A 20,570-nucleotide genomic window follows, 5' to 3' on the forward strand; every position below is an offset into this window, starting at 1 on the left:
CCCGCCGGACGAAGCAACTCCGGAAAGGGCGCCGAACATCGAAGCCCGTCCCGGACGACACCCCACCCCGCCCCCGGCCCCGGCCCACCCGCACCGCGCCTACACCGGGCCCAAGCCCGGCCCACACCGCGCCCTACGAGGGAACTCAGCGCTCCAGGACCAGCGCGATGCCCTGCCCGACGCCGATGCACAGCGCCGCCATCCCCGTACCGGAGCCCGCCGCCGCCAGCTGGTGCGCGACCGCCCCGGCCAGCCGTGCCCCGGAGGCGCCGAGCGGGTGACCGATCGCGATGGCGCCGCCGCGCGGGTTGACCACGGCCGGGTCGAGCTCCGGCCAGGCGGCCAGACACCCCAACGCCTGCGCGGCAAAAGCCTCGTTGAGCTCGAAGGCGGCCAGATCGCCGAGCGACCGCCCCGCCTTGGCCAGCGCCCGCTGGACGGCGTCCACCGGACCCAGACCGAAGAGCTGCGGCTCGATGCCGGTGACGGCCGAGGCGCTGATCCGGGCGAGCGGCTCCCGGCCGGTGGCCTCCAGCCCCGCCTCGTCGGTCAACAGCAGGGCGGCGGCACCGTCGTTGAGCGGAGAGGCGTTGCCGGCCGTCACGGTGCCGCTGCCCTCCGAGCGGAAGGCGGGCTTGAGGCGGGCCAGGGCCTCGGGAGTGGAGCCCTCGCGGATGCACTCGTCGCGCACCAGGTCCACCCCGGGGTACGGCACGACCTCGTCCTCGTACAGTCCGGCGTTCCAGGCGGCGGCCGCCTTGTGGTGGCTGTCCAGGGCGAAGGCGTCCTGCGCCTCGCGCGTGATCCCGTGCTTCTCGGCGACGAGTTCGGCGCCCTCGCCGAGCGATCCGGTCCACTCCGCGGGCATGCGCGGGTTGGTCATCCGCCAGCCGAGGGTGGTGGACCACATCTGCTGGTGCCCCGCGGGAAAGGCCCGTTCGGGCTTCTGCACCACCCAGGGGGCGCGGCTCATCGACTCGACGCCGCCCGCGATGGCGACGGAGGCGTCGCCGAGGGCGATGGCGCGGGCCGCCTGGATCACGGCTTCCAGGCCGGAGCCGCAGAGCCGGTTGACGGTGACGCCGGGGACGCTCACCGGAAGTCCGGCCAGCAGCACGGCCATGCGCGCGACGTCGCGGTTGTCCTCGCCCGCACCGTTGGCGTCGCCGAAGACGACGTCGTCGATGCGCGCGGGATCGAGGGTGGGCGTACGGTCCACCAGTGCGCGCACCACGTGGGCGGCGAGGTCGTCCGGCCGGACTCCGGCGAAGGCCCCGCCGAACTTGCCGATCGGGGTGCGGACGGCGTCGACGACGTAGACGTCGCGGACGGTGCGGATGCTCATGGGGTCTCTCCTGGGCGGATCCGTACGGGCGGTGGCGCATCGGTGCCGGTGTGTGCACCGGACGCCGCCGGCCGCGCCCGGTGGGGCGCGCCCGCAGTCTCCGTCCGCACGTCACCGCCTGTCAACGGCCCCCCTACAGCAGCGGGCCGCGGCCGGGGCGGCCCGCCCGGCCCGACCCCGCGCGGGCCCGGTCCCGTCAGGTCGACTCGCGGCCGATGGCAGTCGCCGCCATCAGGTCGTGCCGCTGCACGGCCTCCGAGGGTTCGCGCACCGCGTGGTCCACCAGCGAGGCGAGGTGCTCACCGGTCGGCAGCTCGATCTGCACCGTGCTCAGGCGCGGCCGCAGCAGCCGGCCGAGCAGCAGGTCGTCGGCGCCGATGACGGCCACGTCCTCGGGGATGCCCAGCCCCTCGTCCTGGAAGGCCCGCATCAGCAGCATCGCGTACTCGTCGTTGTACGCGAAGGCCCCGTCCAGCCCGAGCCCGCGCCAGCGGGCGGCGAGGGCGGCGGCCGATTCCTCGGTGTAGGCCATCGGCAGGGCCTCGACCTCGGCGCCGGCCACCGAGCGGGCACCCGCCAGGCGGGGCGCGGAGAACAGTTCCAGCCCCTCCTCCTCGGGAACGATCACGCCGATCCGCCGCCGGCCGCGCCCGACCAGGTGGGCGGCGGCCCGTACGCCGACCTCCTCCTGGTTCATGACCAGCGCGTGCGCCCCCGGGACGCCGACCGGCCCCATGGTGATCACCGCGCGCGCCCCGGCCCGCTTGAGTGTGGCGACGTTGTGCGCGGAGAGCGTGATCTCGCCGAGGGAGATCACCGCCACCGGGCGCAGCTCCGCCCAGGCGCGGGCGGCCTCGTCCCCGGTGAGGCCGAGGCTGCCGTACTGGACCACCGTGTAGTCGAGGCTGCGCAGGGCCCGTTCGAGCTCGTTGAGGAAGGTGCTGTACAGCCGCCCTATCGGTACGTGCGAGGTGGGCAGCAGCACGATCCGGGTGTGCCCCGCGCGCAGGCTGCGGGCGGCCGCGTGCGGGACGTACCCGAGCTCCTCCGCGGCCTCGCGGACCTTGCGGCGGGTCGGCTCGCTGATGCGCACCGCCTCCGCGTTGTTCAGCACGTACGAGACCGTGGCCCGCGAAACGCCCGCGAGCCGGGCCACGTCGGCGCTGGTGGGCACCGGGGGCGGCGGCTGCGGTGGCTGCGGGGATTTCGATGACTGGGACATTGCCGTGGCATCTTTCCAGACCGGTTGCGCCCGGGGGCTAGCGGATGGCCGGAAACGGATGCTACACAGTGGTTACACGATTCATTGACACGTGTAACTACGGCGCCACATCCCCCGCACCGGGTGTGTCTCCGCACGTGTCCCGCCGTGCCGTCGCCCTGTCGCGCTCCGACGCACCCCCGCCGTCGCGACAGGGCGGCGCGCACTCCTCCCGCCCCTCCCCGCAACCCGCCGCAGGCACCCCTCATCCGCACGCACCCGCCCTGGAGGGCACCGTGGCCCTTTCCTCCCCCGGCACCGGCAACACCACCGCCGCCACCACCGATGCAGCCGCGCCCTCCGGCCCCGGACGCGGGCTGCTCCCGCTGCTGCTGGTCGGGAACTCCGCGATGTACGCCCTGTACGTGGGCGTCGCCGGCGTCCTGCTCGCGCTCCAGGTGGAAGACATCGACCCGGCGAACAAGGTCTCCAACTTCGGCCTGATCGCAGGGGTCTCGGCGATCTTCGCGACCGTCTTCAACCCCGTCGCGGGCGCCCTCTCCGACCGCAGCGGACGGCGCAACCCCTGGATCCTGGGCGGTGGCCTGGCCGCCGTCCCGGCGATGTTCCTGCTCGGCTTCGCCGACACGATCCTGCTGATCACCATCGCCTGGTGCCTCGGGCAGGCCGTCATGAACGTCTACCAGGCCGCCATCACCTCCGTGGTCCCCGACCGGGTGCCGATAAGCGCCCGCGGCAAGGCCTCCGCGGCCGTGGGCCTCGGCCTGCCCTTCGGCTCCACCCTCGGCGCGCTGGCCGGCGCGGCCTTCTCCGACGACTACCGCACCGGCTACCTCGTCTTCGGCGCGCTCGTGGCGGGGGCGGCGGTCCTCTTCACCGCCTGCACCCGCGAACAGCGGCTCCCCGCCCGCGCGCCGCTGCCGGTCAAGGCACAGCTCGCCGCCTTTGCCAGCGCGCTGCGCAACCACGACTTCCGCTGGGCCTTCATCGGGCGGGCGCTGCTGATCCTCGGCTACTTCGCGGTGACCGGGTACCAGCTGTACATCCTCCAGGACCACACCGTGCTGCCCGACGGCATGGAGCCGGAGGCGGCGGTCGCGGTGTTGATGCCGCTGAACAGCGTGGCGATGGTCGTCTCCACCGTCCTGGGCGGCTACCTATCCGACCGGTTCGACCGCCGCAAGCTCTTCGTCGGCGCCTCCGCCCTGCTGTCCGCGGTCGCGCTCGTGATCCCGGCGTTGTCGACCGGCTGGACCGCGATGCTGGCCTTCTCGGTCGTCAACGGGCTGGCGTTCGGCTGCTACATGGCCGTAGACACGGCGCTCGTGACGATGGTGCTCCCCAAGGCCGAGGACGCGGCCCGGGACATGGGTGTGCTCAACATCGCCAACGCCGGCCCTCAGATCATCGCGCCGTTCGTCGCCTCGGTCGTCGTCTCGCTCAGCGGCGGGTACACCGCCCTGTTCGTCATCGCGGCCGTGCTGTCGGTGGCGGGCGCCCTCGCCGTGAAGCCGATCCGCGGCGTGCGCTGACGCGCGCCCCCTCGTCCGTACGCATCCGCGGGCAACAAAAAGACAGAGAACAGAAAACAGAGAACAGAGGAAGGCACCACCGTGCAGCTGCACACCCACACCTGGGGCGAGGGCGACCGCATCGCCCTGCTGATCCACGGCATCATGGCCGACCACCGGACCTGGCGCCGGGTCGGCCCCGCCCTCGCCGACCGCGGCTACCGCGTCATCGCCGTGGACCTTCGGGGCCACGGCGCCAGCGGCCGCGGCGAGTACAGCCCCGAGCTCTACGCCGACGACGTGGTCGAGACGCTGCCCGCCGGGGCCGAACTCGCCATCGGGCACTCCCTGGGCGGTCTGACCCTGTCGCTCGCGGTGGAGCGGCTGCAGCCGCGGCGGGCGGTGTTCTCCGACCCGGGCTGGTACCTGGCGGCGCCGGCCGAGGGGTTCGGGCCGGAGGTGCTCGCGCAGTTCAAGGCGGCCCCCAAGGAGCAGATCCGGGCGATGAACCCGCGCTGGGAGGAGGCGGACGTCGACATCGAGCTGGCGACCCTGGCGGTGTGGGACGAGGCCACCGCGATGGCCCTCGCCCCGCTGATGGGATCGGACCTGATGCCGGCCGCGCCGGTGGTCCCCTCGCTCGTACAGCTCGCCGATCCGAGCCCCCTGATCACGCAGGAGCGGGCGGAGATCCTCAAGAGCCGCGGTTTCGAGGTGCGTTCGGTGGCCGGGGCCGGACACACCATCCACCGCGACGACTTCGACGGGTTCATGTCCTCTCTGGAGGGCTGGATCTAGTCACCCGCCACCCCTTCCGGTCCCGGCGGGCCGACCATGCGCACCGCGTCCCCGACCTGGATCCGCCCCGGCCGGGCGACCGTGGCCAGCGCGTCCAGCCGCGTGCCGTGCTCCCGCGCGATGGCGCGCAGGACCAGCGGCGAGTGCGGCAGGCCGCGCTGGGCTTCGTTGGTCATCACGCACCGCTCGCTGGAGCGCTCGAACCGCACCCGCAGGTCATCGCCGATGCGCGCCACGCCGCCGAACCAGTCGTCCTCCACGAACGGCCGGGTACCCGGCGGCGTCCGCACGAGCAGGTTCGGCCGGAAGCGCCGCTCGTCGACGGGCACCCCCGGTACGGCGGCACGGACCCAGTCGAGGGTGGCGGTGGTGAGCAGGCTCAGCGGAAGCTGATCGAAGTGCGAGACCGTGCCCTCACGGGCCACCTCGACGTCCTCGCGCCCCAGGTAGCCCCGCCGGAACCTGCGCGTGTTCTTCCCTGAGCCGAACCTGCCCTCGGTATCGCGCACCGCGTAGAGGCGGTCGCCGACGAGACCCCGGTCGTCGACGGCGGCCGTGTCCAGCCGCTCCCCGCCGGTGGACATGATGGGGTACCGCCAGATCCGCTCGACGGTGCCCAGCAACGCGCCCGCGTCCATGTGTGCGTCCCTCAGTCGGTGACGAGGGCCATGACGAGGCCGTCGTACCCCTTGCTGCCGACGGTCTGCAGGGCGGTGGCGGTCAGTCGGGGGTGCTCGGCGATCAGTTCGGTGAAGCGGCGGACGCCCTGCACCCGCGGGTCGGCGCTGGCGCCGTCGGCCACGGCGCCGTCGCGGACGACGTTGTCTCCGATGATGACGCTCCCGGGCCGGGTGAGTTCGAGGGCCCACGCCAGGTAATCGGGATTGGACGGCTTGTCGGCGTCGATGAAGACGAGGTCGAACGGAGCGAGGTCCGTGAGCTGCGGAAGGACGTCGACGGCGCGGCCGCGGCGGATGTCGACGACGTGGTCCAGGCCGGCGCGGGCGATGTTGGCGGCGGCGACGTCCGCGCACCGGTCGTCGACCTCCAGCGTGACCAGCCGGCCGCCCTCGGGCAGGGACCGGGCGAGCCAGATGGTGCTGTAGCCGCCCAGGGTGCCGATCTCCAGGATGGTGCGGGCCCCGCGGATGCGGGCCAGGAGGTGCAGCAGTTTGCCCTGGTTGGGGGCGACTTGATGAGGCGGCAGCCCCGCGGCTTCGCTGTCCCGCACGGCGGCCCTCAGCGCCTCGTCCTCCTCGACGAGCAGCCCGTCGAAGTAGGCGTCGACGGCCGTCCAGGTCTGCCGGTTCATGCGCGATCCCCTCCTCATGGGTGAGTTTTCAAAAGGAACTTACTACGGATCCCACTGCTCCGGCGGTTTTCGCGGGTCCGGGTTCCGCCCGGCGGGGTCCCGAGCCAGTAACCTCACCCGGATGACGGCACTTTCCCACCACGGCAACGACCACCTCCACCAGCCCGGCCGCGACGGGGCCACCGCCACCGTCGAGGCCTATCCGCGCGCCATCGGCCCGGTCCGGACCGAGTACGCGCCGGACCCCGACGGGGATCCGGACCCGGGCGAGATCGTCTGGACCTGGGTCCCGTACGAGGAGAACGACGGCCGCGGCAAGGACCGCCCCGTGCTGGTGGTGGCCCGGGAGGCGGGCGGGAGCACGCTGCTCGCCGTCCAGCTGTCGAGCAAGCGCCACGACGCCGACCGGGAGTGGGTGCCGATCGGCTCCGGCCCCTGGGACTCGGCGGGGCGGGAGTCCTGGGTGGACGTGGACCGGGTGCTGCGCGTGCACGAGTCGGGCATGCGCCGCGAGGCGTGCGCGCTGGACCGCGCCCGCTTCCGCCTGGTGACCGAACGGCTCCGCGAGCGGTACGGCTGGCGCTGACGGCCGCGACCGGGGGCCCTCAGGCCGGGAAGGCCCGGTCGAAGGGCTCGCGGGTGCGCGGGTCGCGGTCCAGGATGCCGAACGCGACCCGCTCGAAGACGCCGGCGAAGCGGCCCGTGAGCAGCGCCCGGAAGGCCTCCGCGACCTGCGCGGGATCGTTGCGGAACACCCCGCACCCCCAGGCCCCCAGCACCAGCCGCTCGTAGCCGCCCAGCGCCGCCACCTCCAGGACGAGCTCGGCACGCCGTGCCAGCGCCGCCGGGATCTCGGCCACCCGCTCCGGCTCCTGGCGCCGGATCGTCCCCGCGTTCGGCGCCGGGGAGGTGAGGAACCCGGCCCGGAACGGCACCTCCAGCAGCTCGCCCCGGTCGTCGCGGAAAACGGGGACCCCGGGCGAGTGAATCACCCGGTCGGTGTAGAAGGTGCTGCGCTCCGCGCGGTGGACCTCGTAGTACTCCGGAGCCTCCAGCAGCGTCTCGTACAGCGCCGAGGCGCGGCACAGCGCCTCCTCCTGGGCCTTCGCGCCGCGGACGTAGCCGCCCCCGGGATTCCGGGCCGACGCGAAGTTCAGCACCGCCACCCGGGCCGTCCCCTCCGGCTGGTCCAGACCGGCCTGGGCGAGCCTGCGCGCGGCGGCCAAACTGCACTCCCCCGTGACCTCGAAAGCCGTCCGGGCACCTCCCCGAACGACCTCTTCGTCTGGAATGACGCGGTTTGGTCCATATATTCTGGTTCCTGCCCTGGCCTCCGCCAGGGCGACGGCCAGGGAGACCTGCCGCCCCGACCGCGTCCGGTAGCCGCCGGCCGCCAGGATGTCCGCATTCTCCCGCGCGATCTCGCGCAATCTGCTGCTCACGCCGCCATCCTCCGCACTCCGATCCCCGGCGGCAAAGGCATTGTTGACCGAGAGACGGGTAGGCACGGGTGATGTCATGGCCGACGACGGGAGACGAGGACCCGCTCATGTCACAGGCACAGGACCCACCGCCCGAACCCTCCATCACCGAGACCCAGGCCGAGGAACTGATCCACGGCATATGTTTCAAGACCGGCCCGCCCCGCTTCCTCGGAGCGGAGCTCGAATGGCTGGTCGTCGACGCCGAACGCCCCGGGGAGCCCGTTTCCGCCGAGCGGCTGCGCTCCGCGCACGCCGCGGCCCGAGCCCTTCCCCTGAGCTCCCGGGTGACCGTGGAGCCCGGCGGCCAGCTGGAACTCAGCTCGGCCCCCGCCGACTGCCTCACCGGCTGCGTGGACGGACTGCAGGCCGACCTCACCGCCGTACGGGCCGCCCTCGCCGCCCAGGGCCTGGTCCTGCGCGGGGACGCGCAGGACCCGCGCCGCCCCTACCGCCGCCTGCTGGCCAGCCCGCGCTACGACGCGATGGAGGCCTACTTCGACCGCACCGGTCCGGCCGGGCGCGCCATGATGTGCGGCTCCGCCTCCGTACAGGTCTGCGTGGACGCAGGGCACGAGGAGCCCGGGGCCCTCGGCCACGGCCGGCGCTGGCGGCTGGCGCACCTGCTGGGCGCGGTCCTGGTGGCCGCCTTCGCCAACTCCCCCGCCCGCGAGGGCCCGTACGCCGGCTGGCGCAGTGCCCGCCAGGGGAACTGGTCCGACATCGACAGCCGCCGGGCGCTCGCCCCGCCGCTGGACACCCCGCCGCGCGTCGCCTGGACCCGGCAGGCGCTGGACACCGAGGTGATGTGCGTACGGTCCTACGACGGCGGGCCGTGGGCGGCGCCCCGGGGGATGACCTTCCGCGACTGGCTGCGCGCGGGCGGTCCGGGCGGGCTGCGGCCCCCCACCGCCGGGGACCTGGACTACCACCTGACCACGCTGTTCCCGCCGGTCCGGCCGCGCGGCCACCTGGAGCTGCGGATGATCGACGCGCAGCCCGGCGACGACGGCTGGCTGGTCCCGGTCGCCGTGGTGCACGCGCTGTTCGACGATCCGCAGACCGCCGAGACCGCCTACCGCGTGGCCAAGGCGCTGGCCGACACCTACGGGACGCGGCCCGCGCCCCGCAATCCGCTCTGGCGGTCGGCGGCCCGCCACGGCCTCGCCGATCCGGAGCTGCGGGCGGCCGCCACGGCCTGCTTCCGGGCCGCCGCGGAGGCGCTGCCCCGGCTCGGCGCGAGCGCGCACGTCCGGGACACGGTCGGCGCCTTCACCGAGCGGTTCGTCCTGCGCGGCCGCTGCCCGGCGGACGACCCACCCGACCGGCGGCAGGACCCCTGGCCCGATCCGCGGCCCGATCAGCACCCCGACCGCCGTGCCCGCCACCGCTCCCACCGCCCGGCCACCGGGAAGGAAGCCCGCCCGTGACCACCGAATCCCACCCCGGACTGCGGGAACGGGCGGCCGCCGCCCTGACCGCCGCACGTGCCCGTACCGCCGCGCTCACCGACGCCGTGACCGACGAGGACCTCACCGCACAGCACTCCCCCCTCATGTCCCCGCTGGTCTGGGACCTGGCGCACATCGGGAACCAGGAGGAGCTCTGGCTGCTGAGCCGCGTCGCCGGACGCGAGTTCATGCGCCCCGAGATCAACCCCCTCTACGACGCCTTCCAGCACCCCCGCTCCGAGCGGCCGAAACTGCCGCTGCTCGGACCGGCCGAGGCCCGCCGGTACGCGGCCGAGGTGCGCGGCCGGGTCTTCGACCTGCTGGAGCGCACCCCGCTGGAGGGCACCGCCCTCCTCGACGACGGCTTCGCCTTCGGGATGATCGCGCAGCACGAACAGCAGCACGACGAAACCATGCTGATCACCCATCAGCTCCGGCGGGGCGCGCCCGTCCTGACCGCCCCGGAGCCGGACGCCCCGTACGATCCGCCGCTCGCGGCCGAAGTCCTCGTCCCCGGCGGCCCGTTCACGATGGGCACCTCCGCCGAGCCGTGGGCGCTGGACAACGAGCGCCCGGCCCACCCCCGGGAGACCGGGCCGTTCTGGATCGACACGGTGCCGGTGACGAACGGCGCGTACCTGGCCTTCATCGCCGACGGCGGCTACCACGACGAGCGCTGGTGGGCGCCGGCCGGCTGGGACCAGATCCGTGAACACGGCATCGAGGCACCGCTGTTCTGGCACCGGGAGGCGGGCCAGTGGCTGCGGCGGCGCTTCGGGGTGACCGAGCCGGTGCCCGACGAGGAGCCGGTGGTCCACGTCAGCTGGTACGAGGCCGACGCCTACGCCCGCTGGGCGGGGCGCCGGCTGCCCACGGAGGCGGAGTGGGAGAAGGCCGCCCGGCACGATCCGGGGAGCGGCCGCTCCACCCGCTACCCGTGGGGCGACGCCGACCCGACCCCCGCGCACGCCAACCTGGGCCAGCGCCACCTGCGCCCGGCGCGCGCGGGCAGCTATCCGGCCGGGGCCTCCCCGCTCGGCGTGCGCCAGCTCATCGGCGACGTGTGGGAGTGGACGGCTTCCGACTTCCTGCCGTATCCGGGGTTCCGGGCCTTCCCGTACCGCGAGTACTCGGAGGTGTTCTTCGGCCCGGAGCACAAGGTGCTGCGGGGTGGCTCCTTCGCGGTGGACCCGGTGGCCTGCCGGGGCACCTTCCGCAACTGGGACCTGCCGGTCCGGCGGCAGATCTTCTCCGGCTTCCGGACCGCGAGGGACGTCTGATGTGCCGTCATATCGCCTATCTGGGCCCGGCGATACCCCTCGGGCGGCTGCTGAGCGAGCCCGAGCACTCGCTGGTGCGCCAGTCCTGGGAGCCGCGGCGCCAGCGCAGCGGCACGGTCAACGCCGACGGCTTCGGCATCGGCTGGTACGCGGAGGGCGACCCGGTGCCCGCGCGCTACCGCCGGGCCGGGCCCGTCTGGTCGGACCTCACCTTCACCGATCTCGCCCGCGTGGTGCGCAGCGGTGCCGCGCTGGCCGCCGTACGCGATGCCACGCGGCCGGGCGCGGACGGGGAGGCCGCGGCGGCGCCGTTCGCGGACGGGCCGTGGCTGTTCAGCCACAACGGCTCGATACGGGACTGGCCGGACTCGGCGGCTCCGCTCGCGCTCGGCCTGCCGCCCGAGGAGCTGCTCCAGCTGGCCGCGCGCACGGATTCGGCGCTGGTCTGGGCGCTGGTCCTGCACCGGCTGCGCTCCGGTGACGATCTCGGCACGGCCCTCGCCGAGGCCGTCCGGGAGGTGGCCGAGGCCGCTCCGGGCTCCCGGCTGAACCTGCTGCTGACCGACGGCGTGACCATCGCCGCGACGGCCTGGGGCGATTCGCTCTGGTACCTGGCCGACCCGGAGGCGCAGCGCGTCGTGGTGGCGTCCGAGCCGTACGACGACGATCCGCGCTGGTTCGAAGTACCCGACCTGACCCTGCTGACCGCCACCCGTGCCCGGGTCCACCTGACCCCGCTCAAGGAGACCCCGCCGATGGAGAAGGAGCGCCCGTGAGTGACTTCCAGCTGACCCGGACCCTCGACGAGCACGCCGCCGAGGCCGCGCTGCGCGCGGACGTGCTGCACGGGATGACCCACACCCCGAAGGTGCTGCCCCCGAAGTGGTTCTACGACGCGCGGGGCAGTGAACTCTTCGAGGAGATCACCCGGCTGCCCGAGTACTACCCGACGCGCGCGGAGCGGGAGATCCTGCTGGAGCGGGCGCAGGAGATCGCCTCGGCCAGCGGGGCGCGGACCCTGGTGGAGCTGGGCTCCGGCTCCTCGGAGAAGACCCGGCACCTGATCGAGGCGCTGCCCGCGCTGGACACGTACATTCCGGTGGACGTGAGCGAGAGCGCCCTGCGCGGCGCGGCGCAGACCCTGCTCGCGGCGCATCCGGGGCTGCGGGTGCACGCGCTGCTGGCGGACTTCACGGCCGCCCTGCACCTGCCGGAGTCCCCGGGGCCCCGGCTCGTGGTGTTCCTGGGCGGCACGATCGGGAACCTGCTGCCGCCGGAGCGGGCGGTGTTCCTGGCGTCCGTACGGGCGATGCTGTCACCCGGGGACGCGCTGCTGATCGGCACGGACCTCGTGAAGGACGAGGCCGTGCTGGTGGCGGCCTACGACGACGCGCAGGGTGTGACGGCCGAGTTCAACAAGAACGTGCTGGCCGTCATCGACCGTGAGCTGGGCGCGGACTTCCACACCGGCGACTTCGAGCACGTGGCGGTGTGGAACCGGGAGCAGGAGTGGATCGAGATGCGGCTGCGGGCCCGGTCGGAGGTGCTGGTGAAGATCCGGGCGCTGGATCTGGTGGTGCCGTTCGAGGCGGGTGAGGAGATCCTGACGGAGGTCTCCGCGAAGTTCCGTCAGGAGGGTTTGCGCAAGGAACTGGCCACGGCCGGGCTTGAGCTGACGCAGTGGTGGACGGACACGGCCGGCCGTTTCGCGCTGTCGCTGTCGGTCGCCGACGGCGGCGCCGACTCCGACTCCGACCCGGTGGGCTGAGCGGGGATGCCGGGCAGCGGCCGTGCGCTGACGGCGTCGGCGACCGCCTGCTGAGCCGCGGCCGCGAGGTCCCGCCGGTCCGCGTGGCGGCCCGGCGGGATCCGCGGCAGCAGTCTGACCTCGGCGCGCACCCCGCGGGCCCGGGCGATCCGCCACAGGGAGGCCGTCAGGGGGTCGTCGCCGACGAAGGCGGGCTCCCCGGCCATGTGCCCCTCGCCGCGCAGGTAGGCGAGGAGTACGGGCTGTACGGGCACGCGCGCGTCCAGGGCCGACTGGAAGGCGGCCCTGCGGAACGGGCCCCGGGCGCGCCCGCACCACGTGGAGCCCTCGGGGAAGACGGTGATCCGGTCGCCGGCCAGCAGGGCGCGGGTGACGGTCGCGACGGTGTCGGGCAGGGCCCGGATCCGGTCGCGTTCGATGAACAGGGTGCCTGCCTGCGCGGCGAGCCGGCCGAGGACCGGCCAGGCCCGGATGTCGCTCTTGGCGAGCATCCGGCAGGGCATGACGGCGGCGACGAGCGGGATGTCCAGCCAGGAGATGTGGTTGGCGACGACGAGGCGGCCCCCGTCGGGGCCGGGGCTGCCGTGCACGGTGATCCGTATCCCGAAGGCGCGCACCAGCGCGGCCGACCAGGCCCGTACCAGCGCGTGGCGGGGGCGGGCCGGGAGCAGCCGGACCGGTGGGGCGCCCAGGACCCCGGCGAGGATCAGGGCGACGGCGGCGGTGAGCCGCAGTACCGCGTGCGGGACGCTCGCGGTGCCCCCCTCGTGGCCGGCGCAGGCCTCGGGGGTGCAGGGCGAGGTGGGCAGCCAGACGCTCATGCGCCCGGGGCGAGCGAGAGGAAGTGCTTGAGGTAGCGCGGGTTCGTGCGGCGCAGGGAGAGCAGCACGTACAGGTCCGCGCAGCCGAACTCGGCGTCGAGGGCGGGCTCTCCGCAGACCCAGGCGCCCAGGCGCAGGTAGCCGCGCAGCAGCGGGGGCAGTTCGGTGCGGGCGGGGAAGGAGATGCCCTCGGGGTCCCACGGCAGGTGCGGGGTGACGCGGTACTCCTGCGGGGCGAGGGCGCGGCGCAGGGCGCTCTCGCGGGTGGCGGCGGCCAGCACTCCGCCGTCGGCGAGCGGTATCGAGCAGCAGCCGGCGAGCCAGTTGTGCCCGGAGCGGTCCATGTAGCGGGCGAGGCCGGCCCAGATGAGGGCGATGACGGCGCCGTTGCGGTGGTCGGGGTGGACGCAGGAGCGGCCCACCTCGACGAGGTCGGGGCGGATGGGGGCGAGGGCGGAGAGGTCGAACTCGCCGTCGGAGTAGAGGCGTCCGGCGACGGCGGCGCGCTCGGGGGGCAGCAGCCGGTAGGTGCCGACGACCTGCTCGGTCTCCTCCTCGACGACGAGCAGGTGGTCGCAGTAGGCGTCGAAGGCGTCGATGTCGAGGCCCGGCTCGGGGCTGTTCAGGCGGGCTCCGAGCTCGCCGGCGAAGACCTGGTGGCGCAGGCGCTGGGCGGCGCGCACCTCAGCCTCGTCGCGGGCGAGGCGGACGGCGTAGCGGGGGCCCTCGGCGGGCACGGCGGCCGCAGCCGGGGTGACGACCGGGGCGGCGGGGGGAAGCGGGGAGGGGGACAGGGGTGCGATGGTCATGGCGGCTCCTGAACCGGGCACGGTGGGCCAGGCCGGCAGGTGCGTGGCCTGGCTCCTTTACTTCTTCCGTGACCGGCTGGATTCGACATGACCGCTCAGCGGCCCTCGGATGTGCGGACGCTGAACAAGACGCCCCCTCGGTGCGCCCGGGGCCGGCCCGGGTCAGCGGTCGGAGCTGAGCACCTTGCTGATCGTCTCGGAGGCCGTGCGGGCCGCCTGCCTGGGGTCCTGGCCGGTGAGGACGGCCGTCATGAAGGGCTTGATCGGGTTCTTGGCCTCGATCTCGGCCCAGCGAGCCGAGTTCGGGGTGGCCCGGCCCTGGGCCGCTCCGGGGGCCATGGCGGCGGCGCCCTCGTTGCCCTGGACGACGTGGGCGAGGCCGGTCTTGTTCGGTACGTAGCTCATCGTGCGGGCGAGTTCGGTCTGCCATTTCTCGCTGACCAGGGCGGTGATCACGTCGACGGCGTGCTTACGCTGCTTCGTGCGCTCCGGGATGATCAGGTCGGAGCCGCCGGTCAGCACGGAACCGGCCTTGTCGGCGGTCTTGCCGGGGATCGGGAAGAAGCCGAGCTTCCCCTTGAGGGCGGGGTTGGCGGCCTCGATCGCGGCGGCCTGGCCGGGCGGGGCGATGATCTGGGCGACCTGGCCGCGGGCGAAGACCTCGGACTGCGGGGGCGTCTCCTCGTCGGCGTCCTTGGGGCCGTTGCCGAGGGCCTGGAGCTGCTTGTAGAACTCCATGCCGGCCAGGGCCTTCTCGTCGTCGAGCGCGCCGACCCACTGGCCGCTGGTCTCGACGGCGAGTTCACCGCCCTCGTCCCAGACGAAGCCGGCGAGGACGTACCAGTTCTGGCCCGCGAGGTAGATGCCCTGCTGGTCGCCCTTGTCGAGCTTCTGGGTGGTCTGGATCCACTCGGCGCGGCTCTTGGGCACGGACTTGATCCCGGCGTTCGCGAAGAGGTCCTTGTTGTAGATCACGACCCGGTTGGCGGCGTACCACGGCACGCCGTACTGGGCGCCGTTGACGCTTCCCGGGTCGGAGAGGCCCTTGAGCCAGTCCTTGCCGCCCCACTCGCGCAGGCCTTCGAGGGTGAGTTCGGAGAGGCCGCCGGTCTCGATGTACTGGGCCACCTGGGTGTTGCCCACCTCGATGACGTCGGCGCTCTCCTTGCCGGTGCCCTTCAGTACGGCGTTCACCTTGTCGCCGATGCCCGTCCACTCCTGGATCCTGACGTCCAGGTCGACGCCGGGGTGTTCCTTCTCGAAGGTCGCGGTGAACCGGTCGACGAAGTCCTCGGAGGCGCTGCCCTTCATCAGCCAGAGCGTCACCTTCTGCGTGCCCGCGCCCGGGGCGGCCAACTGGCTGCATGCCGTCAGGGCGGTCGCGGCCGCGAGGGCGGCGCACAGGGTGAGGAGGCGCGTTTTCATGGCTTGAAATTGGCATAGACCAATGGGCGGGTCAAGGGACCTGCGCTCCGGATTGTTCACGCAAAGTTCGCGGAGGCGGACTTACTGGGGCACCGTAGAACCAGGCCATAGCCACCCACCGTCGGGAGATCCCCATGTCCAATCACACGTACCGGGTGACCGAGATCGTCGGCACCTCCCACGAGGGCATCGATCAGGCCATCCGCAACGGGATCGCCCGGGCGGGGCAGACCGTGCGGAACCTGGACTGGTTCGAGGTCGTCCAGGTGCGCGGGCACATCGAGAACGGCGCCATCGCCCACTACCAGGTGGGCCTGAAGGTCGGCTTCCGCCTCGACGGCGAGGACTGACCCCGGGCCGCGTTCAGGTCCGGCCCTCACCCTCCTGGGCGTCCTTGAGCTCGGGCGCCTCCGCCGCCCAGTCCGCCAGGACCACCCGGAAGCCCGCCGCGCGCGCCGCCTGGACGACCAGTTCGTCGTCGTCCACCAGCACGCGCACGTCCCGGCCCCGGGCGATCCGCTGGAGCGCCTCCAGCTTCGTCGTCCGGGCCGGCCGCCGGTCCTGGTTCCCGCGCATCCACACCCGGCCCCCGGGCAGGCCGTGCCGGGCGAGCCACTCCTCGGTGTCCGCGCGGCAGCGCTCCGGGCGGCCGGTCAGGTACACCACCTCGCAGTCGGCCGCGCTCTCCACCGCCAGCGCCACCCCGCGCCCGAGCGGCGGATCGGCCGGGGCGGCGCCGAAGAAGCCGGCCCAGTCGCGGGGGCGGCGTTCCAGGAAGTGCTGGCGGTGACCGGTGTCGGCGAGGGTGTTGTCGATGTCGAAGACGGCCAGCGGCCGGTGCGTGTTCTCGCTCATCCGGCCACCCTAGGCACAGGCGGGCGAATCCGGACCGGGGAATCCTGGCGGGCCGCGGGCGTTGAGTCCTGTGTGATCCGAAAACTCTCGATACTCGACCGGTCCCGCACCCGCGAGGGCCACGAGGCCCCGCAGGCCCTGCGCGACACCGTGGAGCTGGCCCGCGCGGCCGAGGAGCTCGGCTACCACCGGTTCTGGGTGTCGGAGCACCACAGCGTGCCCGGGGTCGCCGGCTCGGCGCCCACCGTGCTCGCCGCCGCCGTCGCGGGCGCGACCCGGCGGATCCGCGTCGGCACGGGCGGGGTCATGCTGCCCAACCACCAGCCGCTGGTGGTCGCGGAGCAGTTCGGGGTCCTGGAGGCGCTGTTCCCCGGCCGGATCGACATGGGGCTCGGCCGTTCGGTCGGCTTCACCAACGGGATCCGCCGGGCGCTGGGCCGCGGGATCGGCGACGCCGACGGGTTCGAGGAGCAGCTGGCCGAGCTGCTGGGCTGGCTCGACGGGACCCAGCAGGCCCATCCCGAGGTGCACGCCCGGCCCGCGGAGGGGCTGCGGATACCGGCCTACGTGCTGGCCACCGGCGAAGGGGCCGGGATCGCCGCCCGGGCCGGGCTGCCGCTGGTGGTGGGGGACCTGCGGGCCCGCGGCAAGGTCGCCGACGCCGTCGGGGCGTACCGCAAGGAGTTCCGGCCCTCGGCGTGGGGCGCGGAGCCGTACGTCGTGGTCTCCGGCACGGTGGCCGTCGCCGCCACACCGGAGGAGGCCCGGCGGATCCTGGTCCCCGAGGCCTGGTCCCTCGCCCACTCGCGCACCCGCGGCAGCTTCCCGCCGCTGCGCCCGGCGGAGGAGGTCGAAGCCATGGCCATGACCCCCAAGGAGCGGGAGCTGTACGAGGGAGCGCTGGCCGGGCACGTCCACGGCACCGAGGAGCAGGTCGCGGCCGAGCTGGCCGAGATCGCCGGGCTCACCGGCGCGGACGAACTGCTGGCCACCACCTCCACCTACGACCGGACGGCGCTGCTGGACTCCTACCGCAGGCTGGCACGGATCTCCGGCCTCTAAACTGGGACGAATGCACCACTCCCCCGCACGCGCCGACGCTGACGCCGATCGCCCCGCCGCCGCCTCCCCCGCCCACGACCCCTGCGTACGGGTCCGGGGCGCCCGGGAGCACAACCTGCGCGGGGTCGACGTGGACATCCCGCGCGACGCGCTGACCGTGTTCACCGGCGTCTCCGGTTCGGGGAAGAGCTCGCTCGCCTTCGGCACGCTCTACGCCGAGGCCCAGCGCCGGTACTTCGAGTCCGTGGCCCCGTACGCCCGCCGTCTCATCCACCAGATCGGCGCGCCGAAGGTGGACTCCGTGACCGGGCTGCCGCCGGCCGTCTCGCTGGAGCAGCGGCGCTCCTCCCCCGGCTCGCGCTCCTCCGTCGGCACGGTGACCCTGCTGTCGAACTCCCTGCGCATGCTGTACTCCCGGGCCGGCACCTATCCCGCCGGGGCGCAGCAGCTCGACTCCGACGCGTTCTCCCCCAACACCGCGGCGGGGGCCTGCCCTTCCTGCCACGGCCTGGGGCGCATCCACCGCACCAGCGAGGAACTCCTCGTCCCCGACCCCGGCCTGTCGATCCGTCAGGGCGCCATCGCCGCCTGGCCGGGGGCCTGGCAGGGCAAGAACCTGCGGGACGTCCTGGAGGCGCTGGGCCATGACGTCGACCGGCCGTGGCGGGAGCTGCCGGCGGAGGACCGCGAGTGGATCCTGTTCACCGAGGAGCAGCCGGTGGTCACCGTGCACCCGGTGCGGGAGGCCGAGCGGATCCAACGGCCCTACCAGGGCACGTACATGAGCGCACACCGCTATGTGATGCGGACCTTCGCCGACAGCAAGAGCGCAACCCTCCGGGCCCGCGCCGAGAAGTTCCTGACCGATTCGCCGTGCCCGCATTGCGAGGGGCGGCGGCTGCGGCCGGAGGCGCTGGCCGTGACCTTCGCGGGCCGCGGTATCGCCGAGCTGGCGGCGCTGCCGCTGAGCGACCTGGACGGCGTACTGGCCTCCGCGCCCGTGGCCGGGGAGGCGGCGCGGGTGCTCGCCGAGGACCTGCGCTCCCGGATCGGGCCCGTCGTCGAGCTCGGGCTCGGCTACCTGAGCCTGGACCGCACCGCCCCGACCCTGTCCGCCGGCGAGCTCCAGCGGCTGCGGCTGGCCACGCAGCTGCGGTCGGGGCTGTTCGGGGTGGTGTACGTCCTGGACGAGCCGTCGGCGGGGCTGCACCCGGCCGACACCGAGGCGCTGCTCGGCGTACTGGACCGGTTGAAGGAGGCCGGGAACACGGTCTTCGTGGTGGAGCACCACCTGGACGTGGTGCGGCACGCGGACTGGCTGGTGGACGTGGGGCCGCTGGCCGGCGAGCACGGCGGGCGGGTGCTGTACAGCGGGCCGCCGCGGGAGCTGGCGGGCGTACCGGAGTCGGCGACGGCGCGGCACCTGTTCGGGGCGCGCGATGCGGCGCCGCCGCGGCCGAGGCCGGTGCGCAGGGCGAAGGGGGCGGTGCGGCTCAGCGGCGTCGACCGGCACAACCTGCGGAAGGTGGACGCCGAGTTCCCGCTGGGGGTGTTCACCGCGGTGACCGGGGTGTCGGGGTCGGGGAAGTCCACGCTGGTGGGGCAGGTGCTGGCGCGGGAGGTCGGCGAACGGCTCGCGGAGCCGGACTTTCCCGTACGGCGGCTGGTGGAGGTCGACCAGAAGCCGATCGGCCGGACCCCGCGGTCCAACCTGGCCACGTACACCGGCCTGTTCGACGTCGTGCGGCGGCTGTTCACGGCGGCGCCGGAGGCGAAGGCGCGCGGCTGGAAGGCCGGCCGGTTCTCCTTCAACGTGGCGGGCGGCCGGTGCGAGACCTGCCAGGGCGAGGGGTTCGTCTCGGTGGAGCTGCTGTTCCTGCCCAGTACGTACGCCCCGTGCCCGGAGTGCGGGGGCGCCCGGTACAACGCCGAGACCCTGGAGGTCCGGTACGCGGGGCTGGACATCGCGCAGGTGCTGGGGCTGACGGTGGAGTCGGCCGCCGGGTTCTTCGCGCAGGTGCCGGCGGCGGCGCGCAGCCTGCGGGCGCTGGAGGAGATCGGGCTGGGCTACCTGCGGCTGGGGCAGCCGGCCACCGAGCTGTCGGGCGGCGAGGCGCAGCGGATCAAGCTGGCCACGGAACTCCAGCGGCTGCGCCGCGACCACACGCTGTACCTGCTGGACGAGCCGACGACCGGGCTGCACCCGGCCGATGTGGAGGTCCTGCTACGGCAGTTGCACGGGCTGGTGGACGCCGGGCATTCGGTGGTGGTCGTGGAGCACGACATGGAGGTGGTGGCGGGCGCGGACTGGGTCCTCGACCTGGGCCCGGGCGGCGGCACGGAGGGCGGCCGGATCACGGCCTTCGGCACGCCGGCGGAGGTGGCCGCCTCGGGCGCCGGCCGCACGGCCCCCTACCTGGCCCGGGCCCTGGGCCTGTAGAAGCGCCCGAGGGGAGCGGAAGGGGGCCGCGGGCCCGGCTCATGGCCGTTGACCTCGCGAGGGGCACGCGCCGTCGACGATCACCCCGGTCCCGGTCGGCTCAGAGCGCGCGGATCTCCGGCGGCTCGGGGTCACCACCACAGGACGGCGTATCCCGGGGCGCCCACAGCGCCCGCGCCACCGGGCTGGGTGCCGGGTGTGCTTCCGCCACCGCCGCCCCCACCGCCGCCATTGGACCGCTGGAAGGGCTCGATGGGCAGTTCGATGATGCCGTCGCGGGCGGGCCCGGCACCCCGTCCGCCGTCGCCGCCGTTCGTGGTGGCCGTGTTGCCGGGGTCGCCGTTGCGGCCCTGCCGGAACACGCCGCCCGCCGCGCAGCTCGCGGTGCCGCCGGCGCCGCCGTCACCGCCCGCGCCGGGGCTGCCGTTTCCTGCGCCTCCCCCGCCGCCGCCCTGCCCGCCGCCCGCGTCGACCAACGTGGTGGAGTCGGGCGCGGTGAAGGTCGTGCTTCCTCCGGTACCGCCGCCGGTCCCCGGGCTGCTGATGGGGCCGCCTCCGCCGGCTGTTCCTCCGCTGCCCAGGTCGACCGTGTAGCTCTGACCGGGGGTGACCGCCACCGCGCACCAGGCCAGGCCCCCGGCCCCGGCACCGCCGCCCCCTCCTCCGCCGAAGGAGGCGCCACCGCCGCCACCACCGCCTCCGCCGCCGCCCGCGCCCCACGCCTGGACGAAGACCGATGTCACACCTTCGGGCGGCGTGAACCGTCCGTCGGCGGTGAACTCCCGCAGCCCGTGCACGATGCACTTCGGGCGGTCGAAGGGGCCCTTGCGCCCGGCGGCCTCGTCCTTCGAGGAGCCGTCCCGGGCGTTCCTGCACTTGTCGCCGATCGGTGAGTCCGCCGCGCGGGCGCCCTCCGGGTCCTGGGCGGCGTATGCGGCGCCCGCTGCCGGGCCCGCAATGCAGGAGAGCGTCAGGACCGCGGATGCCACT

General features: G+C 74.0%; 19 protein-coding genes and 1 pseudogene. 10 read left to right on the top strand and 10 right to left on the bottom strand.

Features of this window, described 5'->3' with window-relative positions:
* Positions 1-145: 145 nt before the first annotated feature.
* Together ACFTXQ_RS32720 and ACFTXQ_RS32725 are read right to left on the bottom strand one after the other, a co-directional pair.
* Entirely contained in the window at positions 146-1,345 is a 1,200-nt protein-coding gene (locus tag ACFTXQ_RS32720) for a thiolase family protein (protein WP_382648062.1), read from the bottom strand.
* A 196-nt stretch (positions 1,346-1,541) separates the two neighbouring features.
* Positions 1,542-2,567, bottom strand: a complete 1,026-nt coding sequence (locus ACFTXQ_RS32725) for a LacI family DNA-binding transcriptional regulator (protein ID WP_382648065.1) — start codon at positions 2,565-2,567, stop codon at positions 1,542-1,544.
* 275 nt (positions 2,568-2,842) lie between these two features.
* Here ACFTXQ_RS32725 and ACFTXQ_RS32730 point away from each other — a divergent pair, with 275 nt between their 5' ends.
* Complete coding sequence (locus ACFTXQ_RS32730; RefSeq protein WP_382648068.1) at positions 2,843-4,099, top strand: MFS transporter; 1,257 nt, start codon at positions 2,843-2,845, stop codon at positions 4,097-4,099.
* 81 nt (positions 4,100-4,180) lie between these two features.
* Positions 4,181-4,876 carry an alpha/beta fold hydrolase gene (locus ACFTXQ_RS32735; protein WP_382648071.1) on the top strand — a complete coding sequence of 232 codons (696 nt, stop codon included), beginning with the start codon at positions 4,181-4,183 and terminating at the stop codon, positions 4,874-4,876.
* On the opposite strand, the gene ACFTXQ_RS32740 is transcribed toward ACFTXQ_RS32735, so the two are convergent.
* On the bottom strand, positions 4,873-5,514 hold the full coding sequence (locus ACFTXQ_RS32740; protein ID WP_382648074.1) for an MOSC domain-containing protein: 642 nt from the start codon (positions 5,512-5,514) through the stop codon (positions 4,873-4,875). The two genes, ACFTXQ_RS32735 and ACFTXQ_RS32740, sit on opposite strands and share 4 nt — an antisense overlap.
* Before the next feature lie 11 nt (positions 5,515-5,525).
* The gene (locus ACFTXQ_RS32745) at positions 5,526-6,188 is read right to left on the bottom strand and encodes an O-methyltransferase (protein ID WP_382648077.1); all 663 of its coding nucleotides are present in this window, start codon (positions 6,186-6,188) and stop codon (positions 5,526-5,528) included.
* A 121-nt stretch (positions 6,189-6,309) separates the two neighbouring features.
* Between ACFTXQ_RS32745 and ACFTXQ_RS32750 the strand changes: the two genes are divergently transcribed.
* Positions 6,310-6,774, top strand: a complete 465-nt coding sequence (locus ACFTXQ_RS32750; RefSeq protein ID WP_382648079.1) for a type II toxin-antitoxin system PemK/MazF family toxin — start codon at positions 6,310-6,312, stop codon at positions 6,772-6,774.
* Positions 6,775-6,793: 19 nt separating this feature from the next.
* Here the strand turns inward: ACFTXQ_RS32750 and ACFTXQ_RS32755 are convergent, their stop codons facing one another.
* Positions 6,794-7,630 (bottom strand): TIGR02452 family protein, encoded by an 837-nt coding sequence (locus ACFTXQ_RS32755; protein ID WP_382648081.1) that lies wholly within the window; start codon positions 7,628-7,630, stop codon positions 6,794-6,796.
* 107 nt (positions 7,631-7,737) lie between these two features.
* On the opposite strand from ACFTXQ_RS32755, the gene egtA reads away from it, so the two are divergent.
* The 4 genes from egtA to egtD are packed head-to-tail and all read left to right on the top strand — an operon-like array spanning position 7,738 to position 12,168.
* The gene (egtA, locus tag ACFTXQ_RS32760; RefSeq protein WP_382648084.1) at positions 7,738-9,099 is read left to right on the top strand and encodes an ergothioneine biosynthesis glutamate--cysteine ligase EgtA; all 1,362 of its coding nucleotides are present in this window, start codon (positions 7,738-7,740) and stop codon (positions 9,097-9,099) included.
* Complete coding sequence (egtB, locus tag ACFTXQ_RS32765) at positions 9,096-10,400, top strand: ergothioneine biosynthesis protein EgtB (protein ID WP_382648086.1); 1,305 nt, start codon at positions 9,096-9,098, stop codon at positions 10,398-10,400. Before egtA ends, egtB begins: the two co-directional genes overlap by 4 nt.
* Positions 10,400-11,176, top strand: coding sequence for an ergothioneine biosynthesis protein EgtC (gene egtC, locus ACFTXQ_RS32770; protein WP_382648088.1), 777 nt, complete (start codon positions 10,400-10,402; stop codon positions 11,174-11,176). Before egtB ends, egtC begins: the two co-directional genes overlap by 1 nt.
* A complete protein-coding gene (egtD, locus tag ACFTXQ_RS32775; RefSeq protein WP_382648091.1) occupies positions 11,173-12,168 on the top strand; it encodes an L-histidine N(alpha)-methyltransferase in 996 nt (331 codons plus the stop codon). Before egtC ends, egtD begins: the two co-directional genes overlap by 4 nt.
* A gap of 293 nt (positions 12,169-12,461) precedes the next feature.
* Here the strand turns inward: egtD and ACFTXQ_RS32780 are convergent.
* The 3 genes and pseudogenes from ACFTXQ_RS32780 to ACFTXQ_RS32790 form a co-directional block, all read right to left on the bottom strand.
* Positions 12,462-12,989 (bottom strand): annotated as a pseudogene (locus ACFTXQ_RS32780) (lysophospholipid acyltransferase family protein); the annotation flags it as partial.
* Positions 12,986-13,798 (bottom strand): GNAT family N-acetyltransferase, encoded by an 813-nt coding sequence (locus ACFTXQ_RS32785; protein WP_382648094.1) that lies wholly within the window; start codon positions 13,796-13,798, stop codon positions 12,986-12,988. The pseudogene ACFTXQ_RS32780 and the gene ACFTXQ_RS32785, both read right to left, overlap by 4 nt.
* Positions 13,799-13,960: 162 nt before the next feature.
* Positions 13,961-15,223, bottom strand: coding sequence for an extracellular solute-binding protein (locus tag ACFTXQ_RS32790; RefSeq protein ID WP_382648097.1), 1,263 nt, complete (start codon positions 15,221-15,223; stop codon positions 13,961-13,963).
* Positions 15,224-15,357: 134 nt separating this feature from the next.
* Here ACFTXQ_RS32790 and ACFTXQ_RS32795 point away from each other — a divergent pair, with 134 nt between their 5' ends.
* Positions 15,358-15,573 carry a dodecin gene (locus tag ACFTXQ_RS32795; RefSeq protein ID WP_382648100.1) on the top strand — a complete coding sequence of 72 codons (216 nt, stop codon included), beginning with the start codon at positions 15,358-15,360 and terminating at the stop codon, positions 15,571-15,573.
* 13 nt (positions 15,574-15,586) lie between these two features.
* Here the strand turns inward: ACFTXQ_RS32795 and ACFTXQ_RS32800 are convergent, their stop codons facing one another.
* On the bottom strand, positions 15,587-16,078 hold the full coding sequence (locus ACFTXQ_RS32800; RefSeq protein WP_382648103.1) for a hypothetical protein: 492 nt from the start codon (positions 16,076-16,078) through the stop codon (positions 15,587-15,589).
* A 72-nt stretch (positions 16,079-16,150) separates the two neighbouring features.
* Between ACFTXQ_RS32800 and ACFTXQ_RS32805 the strand changes: the two genes are divergently transcribed.
* Both ACFTXQ_RS32805 and ACFTXQ_RS32810 read left to right on the top strand, forming a co-directional pair.
* Complete coding sequence (locus tag ACFTXQ_RS32805) at positions 16,151-17,140, top strand: LLM class flavin-dependent oxidoreductase (RefSeq protein ID WP_382648105.1); 990 nt, start codon at positions 16,151-16,153, stop codon at positions 17,138-17,140.
* 10 nt (positions 17,141-17,150) lie between these two features.
* Positions 17,151-19,580, top strand: a complete 2,430-nt coding sequence (locus ACFTXQ_RS32810) for an ABC transporter (RefSeq protein ID WP_382648108.1) — start codon at positions 17,151-17,153, stop codon at positions 19,578-19,580.
* A gap of 131 nt (positions 19,581-19,711) precedes the next feature.
* Here ACFTXQ_RS32810 and ACFTXQ_RS32815 read toward each other — a convergent pair whose 3' ends face one another.
* Entirely contained in the window at positions 19,712-20,569 is an 858-nt protein-coding gene (locus tag ACFTXQ_RS32815; RefSeq protein ID WP_382648111.1) for a hypothetical protein, read from the bottom strand.
* Between the last annotated feature and the right edge of the window lies 1 nt (position 20,570).

The organism is Streptomyces sp. NPDC057010 (assembly GCF_042673805.1).
Classification (GTDB): Bacteria; Actinomycetota; Actinomycetes; order Streptomycetales; family Streptomycetaceae; genus Streptomyces.

What these genes read in the sequence shown, in the direction of transcription:
- ACFTXQ_RS32790 (WP_382648097.1), bottom strand. Translation starts at nt 15,223, where the DNA reads ATGAAAACGCGCCTCCTCACCCTGTGCGCCGCCCTCGCGGCCGCGACC.
- ACFTXQ_RS32750 (WP_382648079.1), top strand. Translation starts at nt 6,310, where the DNA reads ATGACGGCACTTTCCCACCACGGCAACGACCACCTCCACCAGCCCGGC.
- ACFTXQ_RS32795 (WP_382648100.1), top strand. Translation starts at nt 15,358, where the DNA reads ATGTCCAATCACACGTACCGGGTGACCGAGATCGTCGGCACCTCCCAC.
- ACFTXQ_RS32810 (WP_382648108.1), top strand. Translation starts at nt 17,151, where the DNA reads ATGCACCACTCCCCCGCACGCGCCGACGCTGACGCCGATCGCCCCGCC.
- ACFTXQ_RS32800 (WP_382648103.1), bottom strand. Translation starts at nt 16,078, where the DNA reads ATGAGCGAGAACACGCACCGGCCGCTGGCCGTCTTCGACATCGACAAC.
- ACFTXQ_RS32785 (WP_382648094.1), bottom strand. Translation starts at nt 13,798, where the DNA reads ATGACCATCGCACCCCTGTCCCCCTCCCCGCTTCCCCCCGCCGCCCCG.
- ACFTXQ_RS32740 (WP_382648074.1), bottom strand. Translation starts at nt 5,514, where the DNA reads ATGGACGCGGGCGCGTTGCTGGGCACCGTCGAGCGGATCTGGCGGTAC.
- egtC (WP_382648088.1), top strand. Translation starts at nt 10,400, where the DNA reads ATGTGCCGTCATATCGCCTATCTGGGCCCGGCGATACCCCTCGGGCGG.
- ACFTXQ_RS32720 (WP_382648062.1), bottom strand. Translation starts at nt 1,345, where the DNA reads ATGAGCATCCGCACCGTCCGCGACGTCTACGTCGTCGACGCCGTCCGC.
- egtA (WP_382648084.1), top strand. Translation starts at nt 7,738, where the DNA reads ATGTCACAGGCACAGGACCCACCGCCCGAACCCTCCATCACCGAGACC.
- ACFTXQ_RS32745 (WP_382648077.1), bottom strand. Translation starts at nt 6,188, where the DNA reads ATGAACCGGCAGACCTGGACGGCCGTCGACGCCTACTTCGACGGGCTG.
- ACFTXQ_RS32725 (WP_382648065.1), bottom strand. Translation starts at nt 2,567, where the DNA reads ATGTCCCAGTCATCGAAATCCCCGCAGCCACCGCAGCCGCCGCCCCCG.